This is a genomic window from Paenibacillus terrae (assembly GCF_000943545.1).
GTDB lineage: Bacteria > Bacillota > Bacilli > Paenibacillales > Paenibacillaceae > Paenibacillus > Paenibacillus terrae_A.
This window is the reverse complement of record NZ_JTHP01000005.1, coordinates 137,164-158,107: the sequence shown is the minus strand read 5'-3', so window position 1 is coordinate 158,107 and position 20,944 is coordinate 137,164. Positions and strand designations below refer to the sequence as shown.

General features: G+C 48.0%; 19 protein-coding genes and 1 tRNA gene. 18 read left to right on the top strand and 2 right to left on the bottom strand.

The genetic code is table 11. From position 1 onward, the window contains the following. Positions 1-2: 2 nt before the first annotated feature. The 12 genes from hisF (at position 3) to QD47_RS04800 (ending at position 12,286) form a co-directional block, all read left to right on the top strand. Positions 3-761, top strand: a complete 759-nt coding sequence (gene hisF, locus QD47_RS04855; RefSeq protein WP_044645047.1) for an imidazole glycerol phosphate synthase subunit HisF — start codon at positions 3-5, stop codon at positions 759-761. Beyond that, positions 758-1,498, top strand: a complete 741-nt coding sequence (gene hisIE, locus QD47_RS04850) for a bifunctional phosphoribosyl-AMP cyclohydrolase/phosphoribosyl-ATP diphosphatase HisIE (RefSeq protein ID WP_044645046.1) — start codon at positions 758-760, stop codon at positions 1,496-1,498. Before hisF ends, hisIE begins: the two co-directional genes overlap by 4 nt. A 36-nt stretch (positions 1,499-1,534) precedes the next feature. Then, the gene (gene hisJ / locus QD47_RS04845; protein ID WP_044645045.1) at positions 1,535-2,359 is read left to right on the top strand and encodes a histidinol-phosphatase HisJ; all 825 of its coding nucleotides are present in this window, start codon (positions 1,535-1,537) and stop codon (positions 2,357-2,359) included. A gap of 231 nt (positions 2,360-2,590) precedes the next feature. Then, complete coding sequence (locus QD47_RS04840; protein WP_044645044.1) at positions 2,591-4,369, top strand: tetratricopeptide repeat protein; 1,779 nt, start codon at positions 2,591-2,593, stop codon at positions 4,367-4,369. A gap of 40 nt (positions 4,370-4,409) precedes the next feature. Then, positions 4,410-5,363 carry a thioredoxin-disulfide reductase gene (gene trxB, locus QD47_RS04835; RefSeq protein ID WP_044645043.1) on the top strand — a complete coding sequence of 318 codons (954 nt, stop codon included), beginning with the start codon at positions 4,410-4,412 and terminating at the stop codon, positions 5,361-5,363. A 288-nt stretch (positions 5,364-5,651) separates the two neighbouring features. Continuing rightward, positions 5,652-6,602: an ROK family glucokinase gene (locus QD47_RS04830; protein ID WP_044645042.1), complete on the top strand. Its 951-nt coding sequence runs from the start codon at positions 5,652-5,654 to the stop codon at positions 6,600-6,602. A 53-nt stretch (positions 6,603-6,655) separates the two neighbouring features. After that, the gene (gene rapZ / locus QD47_RS04825) at positions 6,656-7,555 is read left to right on the top strand and encodes an RNase adapter RapZ (RefSeq protein ID WP_044645041.1); all 900 of its coding nucleotides are present in this window, start codon (positions 6,656-6,658) and stop codon (positions 7,553-7,555) included. Positions 7,556-7,567: 12 nt separating this feature from the next. After that, complete coding sequence (locus tag QD47_RS04820) at positions 7,568-8,554, top strand: gluconeogenesis factor YvcK family protein (protein WP_044645040.1); 987 nt, start codon at positions 7,568-7,570, stop codon at positions 8,552-8,554. Between the two features lie 5 nt (positions 8,555-8,559). Further along, entirely contained in the window at positions 8,560-9,504 is a 945-nt protein-coding gene (gene whiA / locus QD47_RS04815) for a DNA-binding protein WhiA (protein ID WP_044645039.1), read from the top strand. A gap of 134 nt (positions 9,505-9,638) precedes the next feature. Next, a complete protein-coding gene (locus tag QD47_RS04810; RefSeq protein WP_007428150.1) occupies positions 9,639-9,908 on the top strand; it encodes an HPr family phosphocarrier protein in 270 nt (89 codons plus the stop codon). A gap of 269 nt (positions 9,909-10,177) precedes the next feature. Then, positions 10,178-10,936: an SIMPL domain-containing protein gene (locus QD47_RS04805; protein WP_044645038.1), complete on the top strand. Its 759-nt coding sequence runs from the start codon at positions 10,178-10,180 to the stop codon at positions 10,934-10,936. 237 nt (positions 10,937-11,173) lie between these two features. Then, positions 11,174-12,286 carry a PdaC/SigV domain-containing protein gene (locus QD47_RS04800; protein ID WP_044645037.1) on the top strand — a complete coding sequence of 371 codons (1,113 nt, stop codon included), beginning with the start codon at positions 11,174-11,176 and terminating at the stop codon, positions 12,284-12,286. 128 nt (positions 12,287-12,414) lie between these two features. On the opposite strand, the gene clpP is transcribed toward QD47_RS04800, so the two are convergent. Next, the gene (gene clpP, locus QD47_RS04795; protein WP_025686039.1) at positions 12,415-13,011 is read right to left on the bottom strand and encodes an ATP-dependent Clp endopeptidase proteolytic subunit ClpP; all 597 of its coding nucleotides are present in this window, start codon (positions 13,009-13,011) and stop codon (positions 12,415-12,417) included. 209 nt (positions 13,012-13,220) lie between these two features. Beyond that, positions 13,221-13,295 (bottom strand) — tRNA-Arg (locus tag QD47_RS04790). 235 nt (positions 13,296-13,530) lie between these two features. Between QD47_RS04790 and QD47_RS04785 the strand changes: the two genes are divergently transcribed. From QD47_RS04785 to eno, 6 genes are all read left to right on the top strand, one after another. After that, entirely contained in the window at positions 13,531-14,568 is a 1,038-nt protein-coding gene (locus tag QD47_RS04785) for a sugar-binding transcriptional regulator (protein ID WP_044645036.1), read from the top strand. Between the two features lie 91 nt (positions 14,569-14,659). Beyond that, positions 14,660-15,670: a type I glyceraldehyde-3-phosphate dehydrogenase gene (gap, locus tag QD47_RS04780; RefSeq protein WP_044645035.1), complete on the top strand. Its 1,011-nt coding sequence runs from the start codon at positions 14,660-14,662 to the stop codon at positions 15,668-15,670. A 121-nt stretch (positions 15,671-15,791) separates the two neighbouring features. Then, positions 15,792-16,973: a phosphoglycerate kinase gene (locus QD47_RS04775; RefSeq protein WP_044645034.1), complete on the top strand. Its 1,182-nt coding sequence runs from the start codon at positions 15,792-15,794 to the stop codon at positions 16,971-16,973. Positions 16,974-17,032: 59 nt separating this feature from the next. Continuing rightward, on the top strand, positions 17,033-17,785 hold the full coding sequence (tpiA, locus tag QD47_RS04770) for a triose-phosphate isomerase (protein WP_044645033.1): 753 nt from the start codon (positions 17,033-17,035) through the stop codon (positions 17,783-17,785). A gap of 1 nt (position 17,786) precedes the next feature. Further along, positions 17,787-19,331, top strand: coding sequence for a 2,3-bisphosphoglycerate-independent phosphoglycerate mutase (gene gpmI, locus QD47_RS04765; RefSeq protein ID WP_044645032.1), 1,545 nt, complete (start codon positions 17,787-17,789; stop codon positions 19,329-19,331). Between the two features lie 63 nt (positions 19,332-19,394). Further along, a complete protein-coding gene (eno, locus tag QD47_RS04760) occupies positions 19,395-20,681 on the top strand; it encodes a phosphopyruvate hydratase (RefSeq protein ID WP_044645031.1) in 1,287 nt (428 codons plus the stop codon). Positions 20,682-20,944 lie beyond the last annotated feature (263 nt).

Genomic DNA, 20,944 nt, shown 5'->3' with positions numbered 1-20,944 from the left:
GCATGCTGGCTAAACGTATTATTCCCTGCCTGGACGTAAAGGATGGCAGGGTAGTTAAGGGCGTCAATTTTGTGAATTTACGCGATGCAGGCGATCCGGTAGAGCTGGCGGCGCTTTATGACCGGGAAGGGGCGGACGAAATCGTATTTCTGGATATTTCCGCTGCGGTTGAAGGTCGCGCCACTATGGAAGAGGTGGTTCGTCAGACAGCGGGGGAAATTGCCATTCCCTTCACCGTGGGCGGCGGGATATCGCATGTCGATGATATGAAACGCATCCTGCGTGCAGGGGCCGATAAAATCGGCATTAATACGGCGGCTGTTCGCAACCCTCAGCTGATTGCGGAGGGTGCGCGTAGCTTTGGCTCACAATGCATCGTAGTCGCGATTGATGCCAAGTACAATGAGGCTTGGGGCGAATGGGAAGTGTATACGCACGGAGGCCGCACGCCATCCGGCATTCGGGCCTTGGCCTGGGCCAAGGAGGCTGAACGGCTGGGGGCAGGCGAAATTTTGCTGACCAGCATGAATGCGGACGGAACCAAGGATGGTTTTGATCTGCCGCTGACCTCTGCGGTGTCGGATACCGTGGGTATTCCGGTCATTGCTTCCGGTGGAGCGGGCAAGCAGGAGCATTTTTATGACGTGTTTACGGCGGGTAAAGCGGACGCTGGCTTAGCGGCAACCATTTTTCACTATAAAGAAATAGGAATTCCCGAGCTAAAACGGGATTTGAAGCGTAGAGGAGTGGAGATACGATGAGCAACGAATTGAACCAGCAGCTATCTCTGGAACAGGTATTGGATAATATTCGCTGGAATGAAGCGGGGCTTGTCTCGGCGATTGTGCAGGATGATGCTTCGCTGCAAGTATTGACGCTGGCCTATATGAACCGAGAATCGTTGAAGCTTTCTCTGGAATCGGGAGAGACCTGGTTTTGGTCTCGTTCCAGACAGGAGCTGTGGCACAAGGGGGCAACCTCGGGAAATACGCAAAAAATCACCTCCATTCAGCTTGATTGTGACGGTGACGCTCTGCTTGTTCGTGTAATTCCGAATGGCCCTGCCTGCCATACTGGAGCGACGAGCTGCTTTTTCCGTGATATTTCTGCGCCAGGAAAGGCTGTAGCTCCTGCTACGGGAAATGCCGGGGGCCAGGCGTTGGCGGCGACTCAGACGGGCACGGCTCATGCTGCAACAAACCGCTTTGAGGTGCTTGCCCAGCTGGAAGCAATCATTAAGGAGCGGGAAGTGACACGTCCTGAAGGGGCCTATACGACCTACCTTTTTGACAAAGGCGTGGATAAGATTCTGAAAAAGGTTGGCGAAGAAGCATCCGAGACAATCATTGCCGCCAAGAATAAGGATAATGAGGAGCTTCGTCTGGAGGTCAGTGATCTGATCTATCACTTGCTGGTACTGTTACAGGAGCGCAAACTACCGCTGGATGATGTGCTGGCTGAGCTGAACCGCCGCCATGAGCGTCCCCGTCGTGATTAAAATGGGTGCTGTAGCGCTGAAAGAGGGGAGTGCCACATGAAAATTGACTATCATACGCATCATGCCCGCTGCGGACATGCGATAGGAAATCTGGAAGAGTATGTGCAGCAGGGTATTCGGCTAGGGCTGGATCAGCTCGGCTTGTCCGATCACATGCCGCTATTGCATGTTAACCCGGCCGACTATTACCCGGAGATGGCGATGCCTATGGAAGAGCTGCCCCGATATGTGGAAGAATGTCTGAAATTAAAGGAACGCTATAAGGGACAGATTGACATTCGTGTCGGCTTGGAAGGCGACTACATCGAGGGCTGGGAACAGGAAATCGAAGACATCATCACCGCATACCCGTGGGATTATGTGATTGGCTCCGTACATTTTCTCGGGGAGTGGGATGTAACGGATTTCCGTCAGGTACACCATTGGGAAGGCAAAAATGTGCTGGAGGTGTACCGGACTTATTACGATGCGGTTTCCAAAGCGGCAGCTACCGGGTTGTATGACATCATGGGCCATCTGGATGTCATTAAGCGTTTCGGCCACTATCCGAAGCCGGAGGAAGAGGAGGAGCTGCGTGAGCTGGAGCGCTCTGTACTCTCGGCCGTTGCCCGCGGCGGGCGGGCGATGGAGCTGAATGCATCGGGGCTATCCAAGCCCTGTGCAGAGATGTTCCCGAGCCGCCGCATGCTGGAGGAGGCATTGTCGCTAGGCATCCCGCTGACGGTAGGGTCGGATGCTCATGATCCGGCGAAGCTGTCCGAGCATTTGGAGAAGGCGCGCGCGCTTCTGCATGAGGTCGGATATCGTGAGCTTGCCGTATTCCGGCAGCGTGAGCGCTCGTCCGTGCCGTTGACGCTTTGATGTCTAAGTTCTGCCTAATATATAGCCTGGTGACCAGCCGAACGCTGCCTTTTTACACATGAAGGCGCGTGCGGCTATTTGGCTTATCCACTTATTTTCCAGCGGATGGGTCAGGACAGGGTTCCGTTTTTTGGGATGAGGTATACCCTACTGTCAAGTCGTTTTGAAGTTGTGGTATACTGAAGGGTATGAACATGCCAGTTACAGTTAAAGGAGGTGCCTTTGTTATTTATGAAAGGGAAACATCTGCGAGCTTCGGGACCTAGCCCTAAGATTATTGTTTTGCGTTTCGACGCATCTTTCTTTTTTGAGAAAGCTGTGCGCTCGCTTGATCGCAATCATTATGACAAGGCATTGAAATATTTTCGCAAAGCCGTTGAATATGAACCGGATAATCCGGTGAATCATTGCAATATGGCGGGTATATTATCAGAGATGGGGGATTATGCAGGTTCGAATGAGATCCTGTCCTCTGTTCTAAGCGACGTAGACCCGTCGATGACAGAGTGTTACTTCTACATGGCGAATAATTACGCCAATATGGAGCAGTTTGAAGAAGCGGAGAAAGCCTTGGTCACGTATTTGGAGGAGGACGAAGAAGGACAGTTTCTCGATGAAGCCGAGGAAATGATGGAGCTGCTCTATTATGAGCTGGACCGTCCAACCAAGCTGAACCGCATTAAGGCCCGGCAGGGAGTGGTCGAGCATGATCAGGCCCGTGTCCTGCTGGAGGAAGGGAAGTTTGCTCAGGCGGCCCAATTGCTTAAGCAAATTTCAGAGGAACAGCCGGACATGTTCGCTGCGCGGAACAATCTGGCGCTGGCGTATTACTACATGGGACTGTTTCAAAATGCGAAGACTACCATTCTTCGGGTGCTGGAGGATGAACCGGGTAATTTGCATGCGCTGTGCAATCTGGCGATCTTTTATCAGCATGAGGGCGGCGGCCCGGAATTGGATCGTCTGATTCGAACGTTGACGGTCACCATACCATTTCAGGAGGAGCAGGTATTCAAGCTGGCTACTACGATGGGGATTCTCGGACGTCATGAGGAGGCCTACAGACATTTTCGCAGGTTGCTTCAAGGTGACGGAGAGAATAATGATGATGCCTCCCTGTACCATTATACGGCGGTGGCTGCCAGCAATACGGGAAGATATGCGGAAGCCCGGCGGTTGTGGGGGCATTTGCAAAAGCAGGACGCTTCCTCGGAAGTTCCACGGTTTTTCCTGTCCCGGCTGGAGGAGCTCCAGCAGGAGGGTACACCGCTGCAAGTACTCAGCTACCATTACCATCTCCCCTTTGAGGAGCAATTCCGCATGTGGGAGAAGTTCGGAGCGGACCAGGTGCCTGACAGTATGAAGCGAGACCCGCTAATCCGGTCTTCCTTCTTTTGGGCGTTGCGCCACGGCGATCGAGCGACCCAGCTTCAAGTTATTCAGGCGCTAAGCTTGATCGGTGACGATGAGGTGCGACAGGCATTGGAGTCCTTCGTAGAAGACCCGGATCAGGAAGGCGAGCTGAAACGGCGCGCCTTGCAGGTGCTGCAAGAGCTGACGGAGCCGTCAGTTAAGGAAATACAAGAGACAAATCAGGAAACGGAGCGACTTCTGCGACCAGAGTCAGAGAAGGTTCACCACGTATCCGAAGATGAGGTGTCTGCCCATCCAACTGTCCATCCGGAATGGCAGGCAGTGCTGGATAAGGTACTTGCCGTTATGAGCAAGTCTGATCCGGTCATGCAGCGCGATTTGAGGTCACTTTGGCTGGAATATCTGGATCGGCTTGCCCCGGAAGTCCCAATTGTTCAGCATACTGAGGGATGGGCAGCGGCGCTGGAATACTTGACAGCCAAAATGAATCATCATTCGGTGACCTATCAGGAAGTAGCTGACCGTTATGGTATTTCCGTATCGACCGTAAGTCGCTATGCACGCCAGATTGACAGCGTGTGCGGTATCAAGCAGAAGATGAAACAGCCGCTCTCCACGTTTAAAAAGCAGGTCTGAGACCTGATACAAACACCACTTAGAAGGAGGCAACAAACGTATGTATAAATCCATAATTATTGGTACAGGTCCTGCAGGCTACACAGCAGCTATTTATTTGGCGCGCGCAAACATGAATCCACTGATCATTGAGGGAATGCAGCCCGGCGGGCAGCTTACCACAACGACCGAAATTGAAAATTTTCCGGGTTTTGAGCAAGGTATCCTCGGACCTGAGTTGATGGATAACATGCGCAAGCAGGCCGAACGCTTTGGCGCTGAATTTACTTCTGGCTGGGTAGAGGAAGTGGATTTCAGCAAGCGCCCTTTTAAAGTGAAGGTAGAGGGAAGAGGCATCATTGAGGCGGAGTCGGTGATTATTGCTACAGGAGCGTCCGCCAGATATCTTGGTATTCCGGGTGAGCAGGACAATGTGGGACGCGGAGTCAGTACTTGCGCGACCTGCGACGGCTTCTTTTTCCGTGGGAAAAAAATCATTGTAGTGGGTGGCGGCGATTCAGCCATGGAGGAAGCGAGCTTCCTGACCCGGTTTGCTTCCAGCGTAACCTTGGTTCACCGTCGCGATGAGCTGCGGGCGTCTAAAATTATGCAGGATCGCGCACGGGAAAATGAAAAAGTACATTGGGCGTTAAACCGGACTCCTGTGGAGGTCGTAACGGGAGAGACGGGATTAAAGGGCTTGAAGGTACACAATAATGAGACGAATCAGGATGAGCTGCTGGAGGCAGATGGTGTGTTCGTGGCAATCGGACATACGCCTAATACGGGCTTCCTGAATGGTCAAATCAGTACAGACGATCATGGCTATATTCAAGTGAAACCAGGAACGACAGAAACGAACATTCCCGGGGTGTTTGCTTGCGGGGACGTGCAGGATAACCGTTACCGTCAAGCCATTACGGCTGCGGGAACAGGCTGCATGGCGGCTATGGATTGCGAGAAATATCTCGAAGGCAGCGCTGTTCATGACTGGAGCGAAACACTGGATCAATAAAGAAAGCTACAGGATACAATTTGGCTAAGGTGAGGGCGATGGTTAGGCCCTGTTAAGTCGTGCCTTAGATTCAGGAAGAGAAAGCCTGCTGCATCTGCACAGGCTTTCTCCTTTTTATGGATGATGGGACCTGAAGTTCTGCTAATCCTGCGCTTTCCAACAGGGAAGTGTCCTTGACCGTAACGGGGGCTTCAATTATAGTTGGAACGTAGGTAACTATTATAAGTCAAGATTTTAATCATATATTTCATACACAGTTTTTAAGTAAACATAAAGGTGGCTTGGAACATGTCTGAAAGTATCTATGTGGGTGTCGATTTGGGCGGTACAGCAATCAAGGTAGGCATTTGTAATGAAGACGGACAGCTTTTGCACACATACGAAGGACCAACGGAAACAGCTAAGGGTGTAGACGTTGTGATCAGCAATATCGAAAAATATGTGCGGCACATTGTTGAGCAATCTCCCTATGAATGGGATCAACTGAAGGGTGTCGGAGCGGGCGTTGCCGGTTTTACGAATGTTCGCGAAGGCATTATAGTCCTCGCTCCCAATATTGGCTTTCGTGACGTACCGATTCGTGCGCTGTTGGAGGAACGGATCGGCAAGCCTGTAAAAATAGACAACGATGCTAACGTCGCTGCACTTGGCGAAGCTTGGGCCGGGGCGGGCAAAGGTATAGAAAACTGCGTATGTTATACCCTGGGTACGGGTGTAGGCGGTGGTATTATTATTAATGGTAAAATATATCAAGGTTTCTCAGGCATGGCTGGAGAAATTGGTCATATGAGCGTTGTACCGGATCTGGAGGCCATTCAGTGTGGATGCGGCAAAATGGGTTGCCTGGAAACCGTATCTTCCGCCACGGGCATTATCCGTATGGCAAATGACGCTGTGGAACGTGGAGATCGGACTTCCCTGGCGCTGGAAGATCAAATCGCCGCTAAGGAAGTATTTGATGCGGCCAAGGCTGGGGATGAGGTCGCGCTGCGTATTGTGAAGCGGGCTGCCTTTTATTTGGGGAAATCTATGGCAGCGGTTGCCACCGTGCTAAACCCGGAGCTGTTTATTGTAGGCGGTGGTGTTTCCAAAGCGGGTGATTTCTTGTTCGAAGAGATGCGTCTGGTATATGCCAAACTGGCACCTGAGCCGCTCCAGCGAGGGGTATCTATTGTTCCGGCATCGCTTGGCAATGATGCAGGTATCGTAGGAGCAGCCGGTTTGCTGCTGCGCTCCTGATCCATAGGTTACTGACATAGAGTGTGATGAAGCAAAAGGAGAGGGAAGTCCATATGACAGACAACCTAAAAAACGCTGCGCCGTGGGCAACACTCATTATTATTACGGGAATGTCAGGCGCAGGGAAGACCATTGCAGTGCAAAGCCTGGAAGATTTGGGCTTCTTCTGCGTTGATAATTTACCGCCTGTGCTGATTCCCAAGTTTGCTGAATTAATTGAGCAGTCCAACGGTAAGATAGGCAAAGTGGCGCTGGTAATTGACTTGCGTGGGCGAGAATTTTTTACGGCTTTGTCGGAATCATTGAACTATATTAAGGATCATTTTACGATTCATTGTGAAATTTTGTTCCTGAATGCCAATGACGGTGTTCTCGTACAACGATACAAAGAAAGCCGTCGTCGCCACCCGCTTGCTCCGGATGGTATGCCTTTGGACGGAATACGACTGGAGCGCAAAATGCTGGAAGAGCTAAAAAGCTCGGCAACACAAGTCATTGATACAAGTGTGATGAAGCCTGCAACCTTAAAGGCGCGGATTATTTCCCGATTTTCTCATCTGGAGAGCAGCATGCTTTCCGTAAACGTTACCTCGTTCGGCTTTAAATATGGTATTCCCATTGATGCCGATCTTATATTCGACGTGCGTTTCCTGCCCAATCCTCACTATGTGGACCAATTGCGGCCACACACCGGACAGGATAGCGATGTGTATGATTATGTTATGAAATGGCCTGAGACTCAGGTATTTCTGACCAAGCTGCTGGATATGTTACATTTTTTGATTCCGCAATACCGCAAGGAAGGCAAGAGCCAGGTCATTATCGGTATCGGCTGTACCGGTGGTAAGCATCGTTCTGTCGCGATATCTGAATATTTAGGAAAAATGCTGGGTGCCAGTGAAACAGAATCAGTTTCTGTTTCACATCGGGATGCTGATCGCGACCGGCATTAATGAGGTGAAAACATGAACGAGACCGGATCACAACGGGAGCGCCCTCGTATTGTTGTTATGGGTGGCGGAACCGGCTTGTCCGTCATGCTGCGGGGGTTGAAACAAAAGCCACTTGATATTACGGCTATTGTTACAGTCGCTGACGATGGCGGAAGCTCCGGGATATTGCGCAGTGAGCTGCAAATGCCCCCTCCGGGGGATATTCGAAATGTACTGACTGCACTGGCTGATGTAGAGCCGGTGATGTCCGATATGCTGAAATACCGTTTCGGCGCAGGATCAGGTTTGGCAGGCCATAGTCTGGGCAACCTGATTTTAGCGGCGATGACCGATATATCGGGAGATTTTGTGACGGCGGTGCGTGAGCTTAGCCGTGTATTTGCTGTACGGGGGCGTGTGCTGCCGGCGGCTGAAGAAGGCGTTGTGCTGAGTGCCGAAATGGAGGATGGCACGGTGGTTACCGGTGAATCCAAAATTCCGGAAGCGGGCGGCAGAATCAAACGTGTTTTTCTTGAACCGACTCACGTGGAGCCGTTGCCTGAGGCTGTAGAGGCCATTAATGAAGCTGATGCGATCCTGATTGGTCCTGGCAGTCTGTATACCAGCATTTTGCCCAATCTGCTCGTACCGAAGCTTGCAGAGGCTGTAGTGAAATCAGACGCTATCAAGATATTCGTCTGCAACGTTATGACTCAGCCGGGCGAAACGGATGGATATACTGTGGGAGACCACTTGCAGGCTATTTATGAACATGTAGGGCATCATTTGTTTGATTATGTAATCGTCAATAATGGAGAAATTCCGCCCCAAGTACAGGAAATGTATGCCGAGCAGGGAGCCAAGCCAGTTCAAGTAGATATGGGAGAGCTGACTGACCGGGGCTATAAAGTGGTGGCAGATACGCTTGTTCTGTTCCGCACCTATTTACGGCATGATGCCGACAAACTGAGCCAGCACATTTACCAATTGGTACAAAACTGGATATTAAGAAGGAGGTGAGTCCCTTGTCCTTTGCGGCACAAACAAAAAAAGAGCTTACGATGATTGAAAGCCAGCCCTGCTGTGAAAAAGCAGAACTATCTGCACTCATACGTATGCTCGGATCCGTACAGCTGTCCAATAAAAGGGTGATATTGGATATATCTACAGAAAATGCCGCGATTGCAAGGCGGATTTACTCCTTGATCAAAAAGCATTTTCAAGTTCATATCGAGCTGCTTGTACGGAAAAAAATGCGTCTGAAAAAAAATAACGTGTACATTGTCCGCATTCCAAGCGGTGTACAAGAGCTGTTGAAGGATCTTTACATCGTATCAGAAGGGTTCATGTTCACGGACGGGATTAATCGGGATATCATTCGGAAAAACTGTTGTAAGCGGGCTTATTTGCGTGGCGCTTTTATGGCAGGTGGCTCTGTGAACAATCCGGAGGGATCGTCTTACCATCTGGAGATTTCCTCAATGTATGAGGAGCATTGCCAGGCGCTGGTCGATCTGGCGAATGAGTTTCATCTGAATGCCCGCTGCATTGAACGAAAAAAAGGCTTTATTCTCTACATCAAGGAAGGCGAAAAGATCATTGAGCTACTCAGCATCATTGGGGCGCATCAGGCTTTGTTCAAATTTGAGGATGTCCGCATTATGCGTGATATGCGCAATTCCGTAAACCGGATTGTTAATTGCGAAACGGCTAATCTGAACAAGACGATTGGAGCTGCTGTCCGGCAAATTGAGAATATCAAGTTGCTGGAGAGGGAAGTCGGCCTGGATACGCTGCCGGATAAGCTGCGAGAGGTGGCGGAAATACGTCTGGCACATCCTGACTTGAATTTGAAAGAAGTCGGGGAAATGCTCAAAGGGGTCGTGAGTAAATCGGGTGTAAATCATCGACTTCGCAAAATTGACGAGATGGCTGACAAAATCAGGGGAGAAAACGGCCTGATTCCTTAAAAGGAGTGTCTGTGGGGCTTCAGCCCCGGTTTTTTTAGTTTTTTTCTAGTGTCTGTCCCGGGTTAATGTTATAATGTGATAAATAAAATGGAGTAAGTAGTGTCCAGATTTATTTGATGAGGGGGTAAGCTGACATGTCAAAACATCCGGTAGTCGTACGCTTGAAAACAGGACTGCACGCCAGACCTGCTGCGTTGTTCGTACAGGAAGCGAATAAATATTCATCTGAGATTTTTGTGGAAAAAGAAGACAAAAAGGTTAATGCCAAGAGTATTATGGGTATTATGAGCCTTGCCATCAGTACAGGTACTGAAATTTACATTAGTGCTGAAGGTGCGGATGCCGAACAGGCTGTAAACGCTCTAGTAAGTCTGGTTAGTAAGGTAGAGCTGGAAAATCAATAAATCAACATCTGCTTTGTGATATGGTATATGCTCTTAGTGAAAAGCCCCTTTGGGGCTTTTTTGTACCCGAAAAAACAGAGTCGGCAATCCCCTGTTGGGCTGCTACAATGTGGTCTCTTTGAATACCGGCGCTGTGTTTAGCCCAAGCTACAAGCAATTTACATTCTGTGATGGTACTCTGTTTCGAAAATGTGGTGCCTAACTGCAACCTTTTCCCTTAGTTTCCGTCTGGAAGGTACACACATCATCAAGAAAAGAGGGCGAATATGATGAAACATTGGACAAAAGCTGCAAATACAGCAGTTTTGGCAGGAGCATTATTGGCAGGAGTAGTAGCGGGAGGATTATGGACAGGAACAGATCGCGCCTATGCCGCGTCAGCGTCTACGACGGTAAGCAGTGTAATTAATGTGAGTGGCAGCGGGGAAGTATTGGTTAAACCCGATATTGCCTATCTATCCATCGGCGTACAATCTGAAGGAAATACAGCAGCCGCTGCCCAAAAAGCCAACGCCGCTAAAATAAGTAAGGTCACACAATTGCTGAAAGAAAAGTGGAGCATCAGTGCAGACGACATTCAGACGAGCCAGTTCTACGTGCAGCCTAACTATACCTATGACGAAAAACAAGGACAGAAGCTCAAAGGCTACATTGCCAACCATACGCTTTCCGTCAAGTACCGTAATTTGGATAAAATCGGTCAGTTACTGGATGAGGCCACACAGTCTGGAGCGAACAACGTGGATAATGTGCGTTTTTCGGTAGAAAACTCTTCAGCTTATGAAGAAGAAGCGATTGCCAAGGCGTTGGGGAATGCTCAATCTAAAGCCAGTGCCGTAGCCAAGGCAACCAAACGTGGGCTTGGAACTCTCTTGAACGTAACGGTAGATGGGGGAGACGCCCAAATCTTCACACAACGTGAGGCTGCTATGAGTAAGGCACTCCTGGATACAAATGGTGGAACAGAGATACAATCTGGCCAAGTGACTGTGAAAGTCCAAGTGTCGGCACAATACGAATTGAACTAACGTACAGATTATAACGAAGCCACAAGCGCCCTGCTTTATTTGCAGGATGGCTTGCTGGCTTTTTTTATATGTCGAAACTATTTTGTAATGAGTCTGTAACGGCTGGCGCCTACTAGATGTACAGATTGAAATCGGGGAGTGTACAGATTGTAAACTACGAACATAGGGGGATAGATATAATAAGTAAAGTAATCAATACACATAGAATACACATCTATAACAGGAGGAATATTTAATATGAACAAGCATACAAAAAAATGGGGCTCCGGACTGCTGGCAGCGGGAATTTTAGTAGGAGTCGCAGTTGTTCCTGTTTCCTATATCGAGGCAGCTCCATCCAAACAACAGGCTACAGCACAGCAACCAGGTGTTTCTATCCAATGGAATGGTAAAACGTTGGCCACCAAAGGGATTCAGGTGAACGGAAGCACATTGATTCCCGTAGCAGCATTGCGGGACAGCCTGGGGATTCCGGTGAGTTATGATGCCAAAGAGGCTACCTACACTGTAGGCAACGGGTACAATAAGCTTTACATCATGTCCTCTTCCTCCGATGGTTCCTATGTCAATGTCAATGGAATAAGCACACGCAACATGGGCGTCAAACAGATCGCCGGGAAGCTGTACATTCCTATGAGTCTACTGAAAGACTATCTGGGCATCGATGCTCAGTGGAATACAGCTCAGAAAACCGTAATATTGAGTAAAAGCCAGCTGAATCCGATCACGATTACGTCCCAATCTCTTCCGGTTTCGAGTGATGCAAAGGTTTCCTACAAGGTTAAGTACCCGCAAATCAGCGGTGGCCAGCTAAACCCTGAAGCTCAGCAGGCCATTAATAGTGTGCTCAAAAAGCAAGCGGAGGGAGTACTGGCAGCAGGCAAAAAGCAAGTAGCAGAGGGTGAACCTACAGTAGAAAGACCGTATGCTTTCAGTAATGATTTTGCTATTGCCTATAACCAACAAGGGATTTTGAGCATCATTATGGAGGATTACTCCGATACGGCTGGTGCTCATGGTATGACGGCCCGTAAAGGATATACGTTCTCACTCGCTGATGGAAAATTGCTGCAATTGTCTGATGTGCTGAAGGCCGATCCTAATTACAAACAGTTTCTTAATAGCGACCTGAAGAAAAAAATTAATGGGCCAATGATGAATGAAGGCGGCTTTGGTGGCTTCAAGGATATTGCGGCTAATCCGAATTTTTATGTAACGAATAGCGGTGTGACGATTGTATTTGATTTGTATGAGTATGGGCCTTATGCGTATGGTATTCCTGAGTTCACTTATTCGTTTGCTCAATTGTTGCCTCAAGGCGGCAAGCCTTTTGCTGGACAGAATGAATAGTACAAATGAATCATTTGGATTATTTATACCCAAAAGAACAGTAAACCCCAAAAAAGCTGCCTACCGAATACAATCATCCGGGGCAGCTTTTTGGTTTATCAGCTATTCAGAGGCAATAATTCGTTCTCTTATACACCTTCTGGAGAGGAGCTAGTTAGCACTTTATCAATAATACCGTATTCCTTGGCATCATCTGCGGACATGAAATAGTCACGGTCTGTGTCTTTTTCAATGCGCTCCAGTGGTTGGCCTGTGCGATCTGCGAGAATGCGGTTCAATTTGTCGCGCATTTTCAGAATGCGGCGGGCGCGGATTTCAATATCCGTTGCTTGACCTTGTGCGCCACCCAGCGGTTGGTGAATCATAATCTCGCTGTTTGGCAAAGCAAAACGTTTGCCCTTGGCACCTGCGTTCAGCAAGAACGCACCCATAGAAGCCGCCATACCTACACAAATCGTAGATACGTCAGGTTTAATGTATTGCATCGTATCGAAAATGGCCATACCGGCTGTGATCGAACCGCCAGGGCTGTTAACATACAAGTGAATGTCTTTTTCAGGATCTTCGGCAGCCAAAAACAGCATTTGCGCAATAATAGAGTTGGCTACAACGTCATTGACGTCCGAGCCCAACAAAATAATGCGATCCTTCAACAGTCTGGAATAAATGTCATAGGCGCGTTCGCCGCGGTTACTTTGTTCTACTACCATAGGAACATAGCTCACGTCAAAAAACCTCCCTTTAATATCGTTAATGGATTTGGTGGACATGCCGATTACACGTCCCTATTTATAAACTGTTACCGTATTAACCACATGATAAACAATTTCAAACAAAAAGTCAAAGAAAGTCAAACTAATAGTCAAAAAAAAGAGCCCTTTGCGCTCTTATTGGTTAAAACAGTATATAGAAGCATTTAAACATTCATATAAAATGGCGCGCCCGCGAGGAATCGAACCTCGATCTCAGGCTCCGGAGGCCTACGTCATATCCGTTGGACCACGGGCGCACAGCTAATTGGAAACAAAGATGATTATATGATATACGGCATTGAATTGCAAGCTTTTATTATGTGCGCATATTCACATAAAAAGTTGAGAAATATAGGTTCAGATAGACTTGCATGTGGAGCAAATATTGGGTAAGATATACGTGGGACTTAAAAAGTTAACCCGGGACGTTTTAAGACCAGTTAGTGATATAGCATTAGAGATAGAACTTAGAAGTGTGCGGGAGTGGAAAGCATGCGAAAGATATTAGAAATACAGAAGCAGCTTCTGCCCGACCTCATGGATGTTTTGAAAAAAAGGTACACAATCCTGCATCAGATTATGCTGTCCGATGTTATTGGACGCAGAACGCTGGCGACTTCACTGAACATGACCGAGCGCGTGTTGCGCGCCGAAACCGATCTTCTTAAAGCCCAAGGGCTGATTGAGATTGAGAGTGTGGGCATGAAGGTGAGCAAAGCAGGACTGGATCTGCTGGAACAGCTGGAGCCGATTGCGAACAACTTGTTCGGCCTGTCCCAATTGGAGGATCAGATTCGTCAAGCCTATGGTTTGAGGAAGGTGGTTGTCGTTCCAGGGGATTCGGATGCTTCTTCTTTAACGAAGCAGGAGCTGGGCCGTGCTGGGGCAAAAGCGCTGCTGGGCGTTATGGACGACGAGGATGTGGTCGCCGTAACAGGTGGCACGACGATTGCCGACGTGGCGGACCAACTGACACTACCTGCTAATGGCCCACTTAAGGGCGGATGGTTCGTACCAGCACGTGGGGGTTTGGGAGAAAGCATGGAAATGCAGGCGAACACAATTGCTTCCACAATGGCTCGTAAGGTCGGCTCACAATACCGTCTGCTCCATGTACCGGATTTGCTCAGCAATCATGCTTACAACTCCCTGCTTGAAGATACGAATATTCAGGATATTTTGAGCCTGATTCGAGAGAGTCGGATCATCATTCACGGGATAGGCAACGCCATAGCAATGGCACGTAGACGCAAGCTCGACCCTGAAACCTTTGCCCAGATCAGCAGTGAGGGCGCGGTTGCCGAATCGTTTGGCTATTATTTTAACGAAGACGGCGTCGTTGTTCACAAAATGCTGACGCTTGGACTCCGTTTGGAGGATATCAGGCGTACCGAGACGGTTCTAGGCGTAGCTGGAGGTAAGAGCAAGGCGGCTGCTATTCATGCAGTGCTGCGTTTCGGGCAGGAAGATATTCTTGTCACTGACGAAGGCGCTGCTGCTGAAATTGTAAGCCATTATTTGAATGGTTAAACGAATTTATGAATTGTGTTGTCTTGACGGGCTTTCGGGCCTGTCTTGAATATATAAACTAAACTAAACGAACTTTGGGAGGAACTCACTCATGACAGTTAAAGTTGGTATTAACGGTTTCGGACGTATTGGACGCCTTGCTTTCCGCCGGATTCAAAACGTGGAAGGTATTGAAGTAGTAGCAATCAATGACTTGACAGATTCCAAAATGCTGGCACATCTGTTGAAATATGATACAACACAAGGTACTTTCCAAGGAGAAGTAGAAGTACACGATGGCTTCTTCAAAGTTAACGGTAAAGAAGTTAAAGTTTTGGCTAACCGTAACCCTGAAGAACTGCCTTGGGGAGACCTGGGCGTAGATATCGTTCTGGAATGCACAGGTTTCTTCACAACTAAAGAAGCTGCTGAGAAACATTTGAAAGGCGGCGCTAAAAAAGTCGTTATCTCCGCTCCAGCTACTGGCGACATGAAAACTGTCGTTTACAACGTAAACCATGAAATTCTGGACGGTACTGAAACTGTAATCTCCGGTGCTTCTTGCACAACAAACTGCCTGGCTCCTATGGCTAAAACTTTGCAAGACAAATTTGGTATCGTTGAAGGCCTGATGACTACAATTCATGCTTACACTGGCGACCAAAACACGTTGGATGCTCCGCATGCTAAAGGCGACTTCCGTCGTGCTCGCGCTGCAGCTGAAAACATCATTCCTAACACAACTGGTGCTGCTAAAGCCATCGGTCTGGTAATTCCTGAACTGAAAGGTAAACTGGATGGCGCGGCTCAACGTGTACCAGTAGCAACTGGCTCCCTGACTGAGCTGGTAACTGTTCTGGAGAAAAATACAACTGTTGAAGAAATCAACGCTGCGATGAAAGAGGCTTCCGATCCTGAAACTTACGGCTACACTGAGGATCAAATCGTTTCTTCCGACATCAAAGGTATCACTTTCGGTTCTTTGTTTGATGCAACTCAAACTAAAGTCCTGACTGTTGGCGACAAACAACTGGTGAAAACTGTAGCTTGGTATGACAATGAAATGTCCTACACTGCACAATTGATCCGTACGTTGGAATACTTCGCTAAATTGGCTAAATAAGAACAGTCTTATCGCGCAACATCATAGAGCGGAAACAGGTCATTGTTTCCGCTCTTTATATATCAAAATGTGCCTTAAATTCCTGTTTCGTAAAATTAAAAGGGTGCGGAGGAATATGGAGATGAACAAAAAGAGCGTACGTGATATAGAACTGAATGGAAAACGGGTGTTTGTTCGTGTAGATTTTAACGTTCCGGTTGAGGACGGTAAAATTACGGATGACAAACGTATTCGTGAAACCTTGCCAACGATTAACTACCTGATTGAAAAAGGTGCAAAAGTTATTTTGGCGAGTCACTTTGGACGTCCAAAAGGTCAGGTTGTTGAATCCATGCGTCTGACTCCTGCTGGCGTGCGTTTGTCTGAACTGCTCAAAAAGCCTGTTGTTAAAGTGGACGAAGCAGTTGGTGAGGCTGTTAAAGCGAAAGTGGCTGAACTGCAAAACGGCGATGTGCTGTTGCTTGAAAATGTACGCTTCTATCCAGGAGAAGAGAAAAATGATCCTGAACTGGCAAAGCAATTTGCTGAACTGGCTGACATTTTCGTGAATGATGCATTTGGTGCAGCGCACCGTGCTCATGCTTCCACAGAAGGTATCGCGCATCTTCTTCCGGCTGTTTCCGGCTTGCTGATGGAGAAAGAATTGTCTGTAATCGGTAAAGCTCTTTCAAACCCAGATCGTCCTTTTACAGCCATTATCGGTGGTTCCAAAGTAAAAGACAAAATCGACGTGATTGACAACCTGCTGAACATTGCAGATAACGTAATCATTGGCGGCGGTTTGGCTTATACATTTTTTAAAGCTCAAGGTCATGAAGTGGGTCAATCCCTACTGGATGAATCCAAACTGGACGTAGCTCTTGGATTTATCGAAAAAGCGAAGAAGCTCGGCAAAAACTTCTACCTTCCGGTAGATATCGTTATTTCTGACGATTTCAGCGCTACAGCGAACACGAACATTGTGGACATCGACGGTATTCCTGCAGATTGGGAAGGCGTGGATATCGGACCGAAAACACGTAAAATCTATGCAGATGTTATCAAAAACTCCAAATTGGTTGTTTGGAATGGACCAATGGGTGTATTTGAAATGGAGCCTTTCGCTGGCGGTACTCTTGAAGTAGCGGAAGCTTGCGCAACAACAGAAGCATACACCATCATTGGTGGCGGTGATTCTGCGGCTGCGGCCGAGAAATTCCACTTGGCTGACAAAATGGATCATATCTCTACTGGCGGCGGCGCATCCCTGGAATTTATGGAAGGCAAAGCACTTCCGGGTGTTGTTGCACTCAACGATAAGTAATCAAACGTACTGCGCATAATAAATGCTTTAGGGCACCTAATAGTTAGGAGTTGAAACCATTGAGAACACCGATTATCGCGGGTAACTGGAAGATGTTTAAAACCGTACCAGAAGCTAAAACTTTCATCGAAGAGATCAAAGGCAAAGCAGAGGTTGCAGGGGTGGAAAGCGTGATTTGCGCACCATTTACGAATCTTCCTGCTCTGGTTGAAGCAGTAAAAGGTACATCTATCAAAATCGGCGCACAAAACCTGCACTTTGCAGAAGACGGCGCATTTACAGGTGAAATCAGCGGCGGGATGCTGAAAGATCTGGGCGTAGACTACGTTGTGATCGGACACTCCGAGCGTCGTGAATATTTTAACGAAACAGACGAAACGGTGAACAAAAAGGTTCATGCGGCATTCCGCCACGGCCTGACTCCAATCGTATGTGTAGGCGAAAAGCTGGAAGACCGTGAAGCGGGTCAAACCAAAGAGGTTGTAAAAGTGCAAACTGTAGCGGCTTTTGCTGGTTTGGCTAAAGATCAGGCTGCACAAGTGGTTGTTGCTTATGAGCCAATTTGGGCAATCGGAACAGGTAAATCCTCCACTTCGCAGGATGCGAATGAAGTCATTTCCTATATCCGTAGTTTGTTGAAAGAACTGTACGATGAAAATACAGCAAATGCTGTACGGATTCAGTATGGTGGCAGCGTGAAACCTGAAAATGTGGCTGAATATCTGGGCCAAAGCGACATCGACGGCGCACTTGTAGGTGGCGCTAGTCTTCAACCAGCGTCTTACATCGCGCTTGTTGAGGGGGCGAAGTAAGATGACAGTACCAAAACCGGTAGCCTTAATTATTATGGATGGATTCGGACTTCGCGAAACTGTGGAAGGCAATGCGGTTGCACAGGCGAACAAGCCGAACTACGACCAATACTTAAGACAATACCCTCATTCAACGCTTACAGCGTCTGGTGAAGCGGTAGGTCTGCCGGAAGGGCAAATGGGTAACTCCGAAGTAGGTCACCTGAACATCGGCGCAGGCCGGATTGTATATCAGAGTTTGACCCGCATTTCGAAGTCCATTCGCGAAGGCGAGTTCTTCCAGAATGAAACTTTGCTTAAAGCAGTACAGCATGCCAAAAAGAACAACACGAAGCTTCACCTGTACGGACTTTTGTCCGATGGTGGCGTGCATAGCCATATTAGCCATCTGTTTGCTATGCTGGATCTGGCGAAAAAAGAAGGTTTAGCAGAAGTATACATTCATGCATTTATGGATGGACGCGATGTTATGTCTGACAGCGGCGTGGACTTCATGCAGCAGCTGATCGCCAAAATTCAGGAAGTGGGTATTGGTAAAATCGCGACTGTACAAGGACGCTATTATGCCATGGACCGCGACAAGCGTTGGGAGCGTGTAGAGAAATCTTACCGTGCAATCGTGTACGGCGAAGGTCCTCAATATACAGATCCAATGGAAGCATTGAAAGAATCGTATGAAAAATCGGTGTTCGACGAATTTGTGGAGCCGACGGTTATTGTGAAGGCCGACGGAAGCCCTGTGGGGCTGGTCGAAAGCAATGATTCTGTTATCTTCCTGAACTTCCGTCCTGACCGTGCGATCCAATTGTCTCAGGTATTCACGAATGCGGATTTCCGTGGCTTTGATCGTGGACCGAAATTGCCTAAAGATTTGCACTTTGTTTGCCTGACATTGTTCAGTGAAACGGTTGAAGGCTTCGTAGCCTACGAACCGAAAAACCTGGATAACACATTCGGTGAAGTATTGGTGCAGAACAATAAAAAGCAATTGCGTATTGCCGAGACCGAAAAATATCCGCACGTTACCTTCTTTTTCAGTGGCGGTCGTGATGTAGAACTGCCTGGCGAAACTCGTGTTTTGATTAACTCGCCTAAAGTGGCTACATATGACTTGCAGCCTGAAATGAGCGCGTACGAGGTTGCGGATGCTGCTGTTAAGGAGATCGAAGCCGACAAGCATGATGCGATCATCCTGAACTTTGCCAATCCGGATATGGTTGGGCACTCCGGCATGCTGGAGCCAACGATCAAGGCGGTAGAGACGACGGATGAATGTGTTGGACGTGTTGTAGATGCGGTTAAAGCCAAAGGTGGCACTGTTATCATCATTGCCGACCATGGTAATGCGGATATGGAAATTGACGAGCAGGGACGTCCGTTCACAGCTCACACAACTAACCCGGTTCCGTTCATTTTGACTGATGAAAATATCGTTTTGCGTGAGAATGGAATACTGGCTGACGTAGCTCCGACGCTTCTGGATTTAATGCAACTTCCGCAGCCTGCGGAAATGACAGGAAAATCTATGATTGCATCCCGCAAGTAAGCTTGATTTAATAAGTATAGGCTTGACCAATAAATCATGATCGACAAAGGAGATTAAGTACAAATGACTATTATTTCTGACGTGTACGCTCGCGAAGTCCTCGACTCCCGTGGTAACCCAACTGTTGAAGTGGAAGTATATCTGGAATCCGGTGCTATCGGTAGTGCTATCGTTCCTTCCGGTGCCTCTACAGGCGCTCACGAAGCTGTAGAGCTTCGCGATAACGACAAATCCCGCTACCTGGGTAAAGGCGTTCTGCAAGCTGTTAAAAACGTGAACGAAATCATCGCTCCTGAAGTTATCGGCTTGGACGCTGTAAACCAAGTGGAAATTGACACATTGATGATCAAGCTTGATGGTACACATAACAAAGGTAAATTGGGTGCAAACGCAATTCTGGCGGTATCTATGGCTGTAGCTCGCGCTGCTGCTGAAGCTTTGGGCTTGCCATTGTACACTTACCTGGGCGGATTTAACGCTAAACAACTGCCAGTACCAATGATGAACATCGTTAACGGTGGCGCACATGCGGACAACAACGTTGACGTACAAGAGTTCATGGTTCTGCCTGTAGGAGCTCCTACTTTCAAAGAAGCTTTGCGTATTGGTGCGGAAATCTTCCACAACCTGAAATCCGTACTGAACTCTAAAGGTTTGAACACAGCTGTTGGCGATGAAGGCGGTTTTGCTCCTAACTTCAAATCCAACGAAGAAGCTCTGTCCACTATTATCGAAGCGATCGAAAAAGCTGGTTACAAACCAGGCGTTGACGTATTCCTCGGTATGGACGTTGCTTCCACTGAGTTCTACAAAGATGGAAAATACACACTGGAAGGCGAAGGCAAATCCTTCACTTCTGCTGAATTCGTTGACCTGCTTGCTTCTTGGGTTGATAAATATCCAATCATCACCATCGAAGATGGTTGCTCCGAAGATGACTGGGAAGGTTGGAAATTGCTCACTGAAAAACTGGGCAACAAAATCCAATTGGTTGGTGACGACCTGTTCGTAACCAATACAGAGCGTCTGGGCAAAGGTATCGAAGAAAACATCGGTAACTCCATCCTGATCAAAGTAAACCAAATCGGTACGCTGACTGAAACATTCGACGCTATCGAGTTGGCTAAACGTGCAGGATACACAGCTGTAATCTCCCACCGTTCCGGTGAATCCGAAGACAGCACAATTGCTGATATCGCTGTTGCAACAAATGCAGGCCAAATTAAAACAGGTGCGCCTTCCCGTACTGACCGTATCGCGAAGTACAACCAATTGCTCCGCATTGAGGATCAACTGGGTGAACTGGCTCAATACCACGGCCTGAAATCTTTCTACAACCTGAAAAAATAATATTACGCAATGATGCTGACGGTGGTCAGGCGGCTGTGATTCAAGAACACAGAGTCTGAGCGCTCGAAGCCTTTTACGTAATTACAAAACAGATCTGTTCGCTAACGTGAGCAGGTCTGTTTTTTTGTTTTTGCCCATGTGACGTCGGTTTTACTCTTTTGCAAGGCTTAATGAAGTGACTCGGTATAGCTGGTTGTTATCTACTGGAAGCTGTGGTAGAATAAAAATAGTGTTTTGCGTTAATTTCCGGCTATTCATAACAT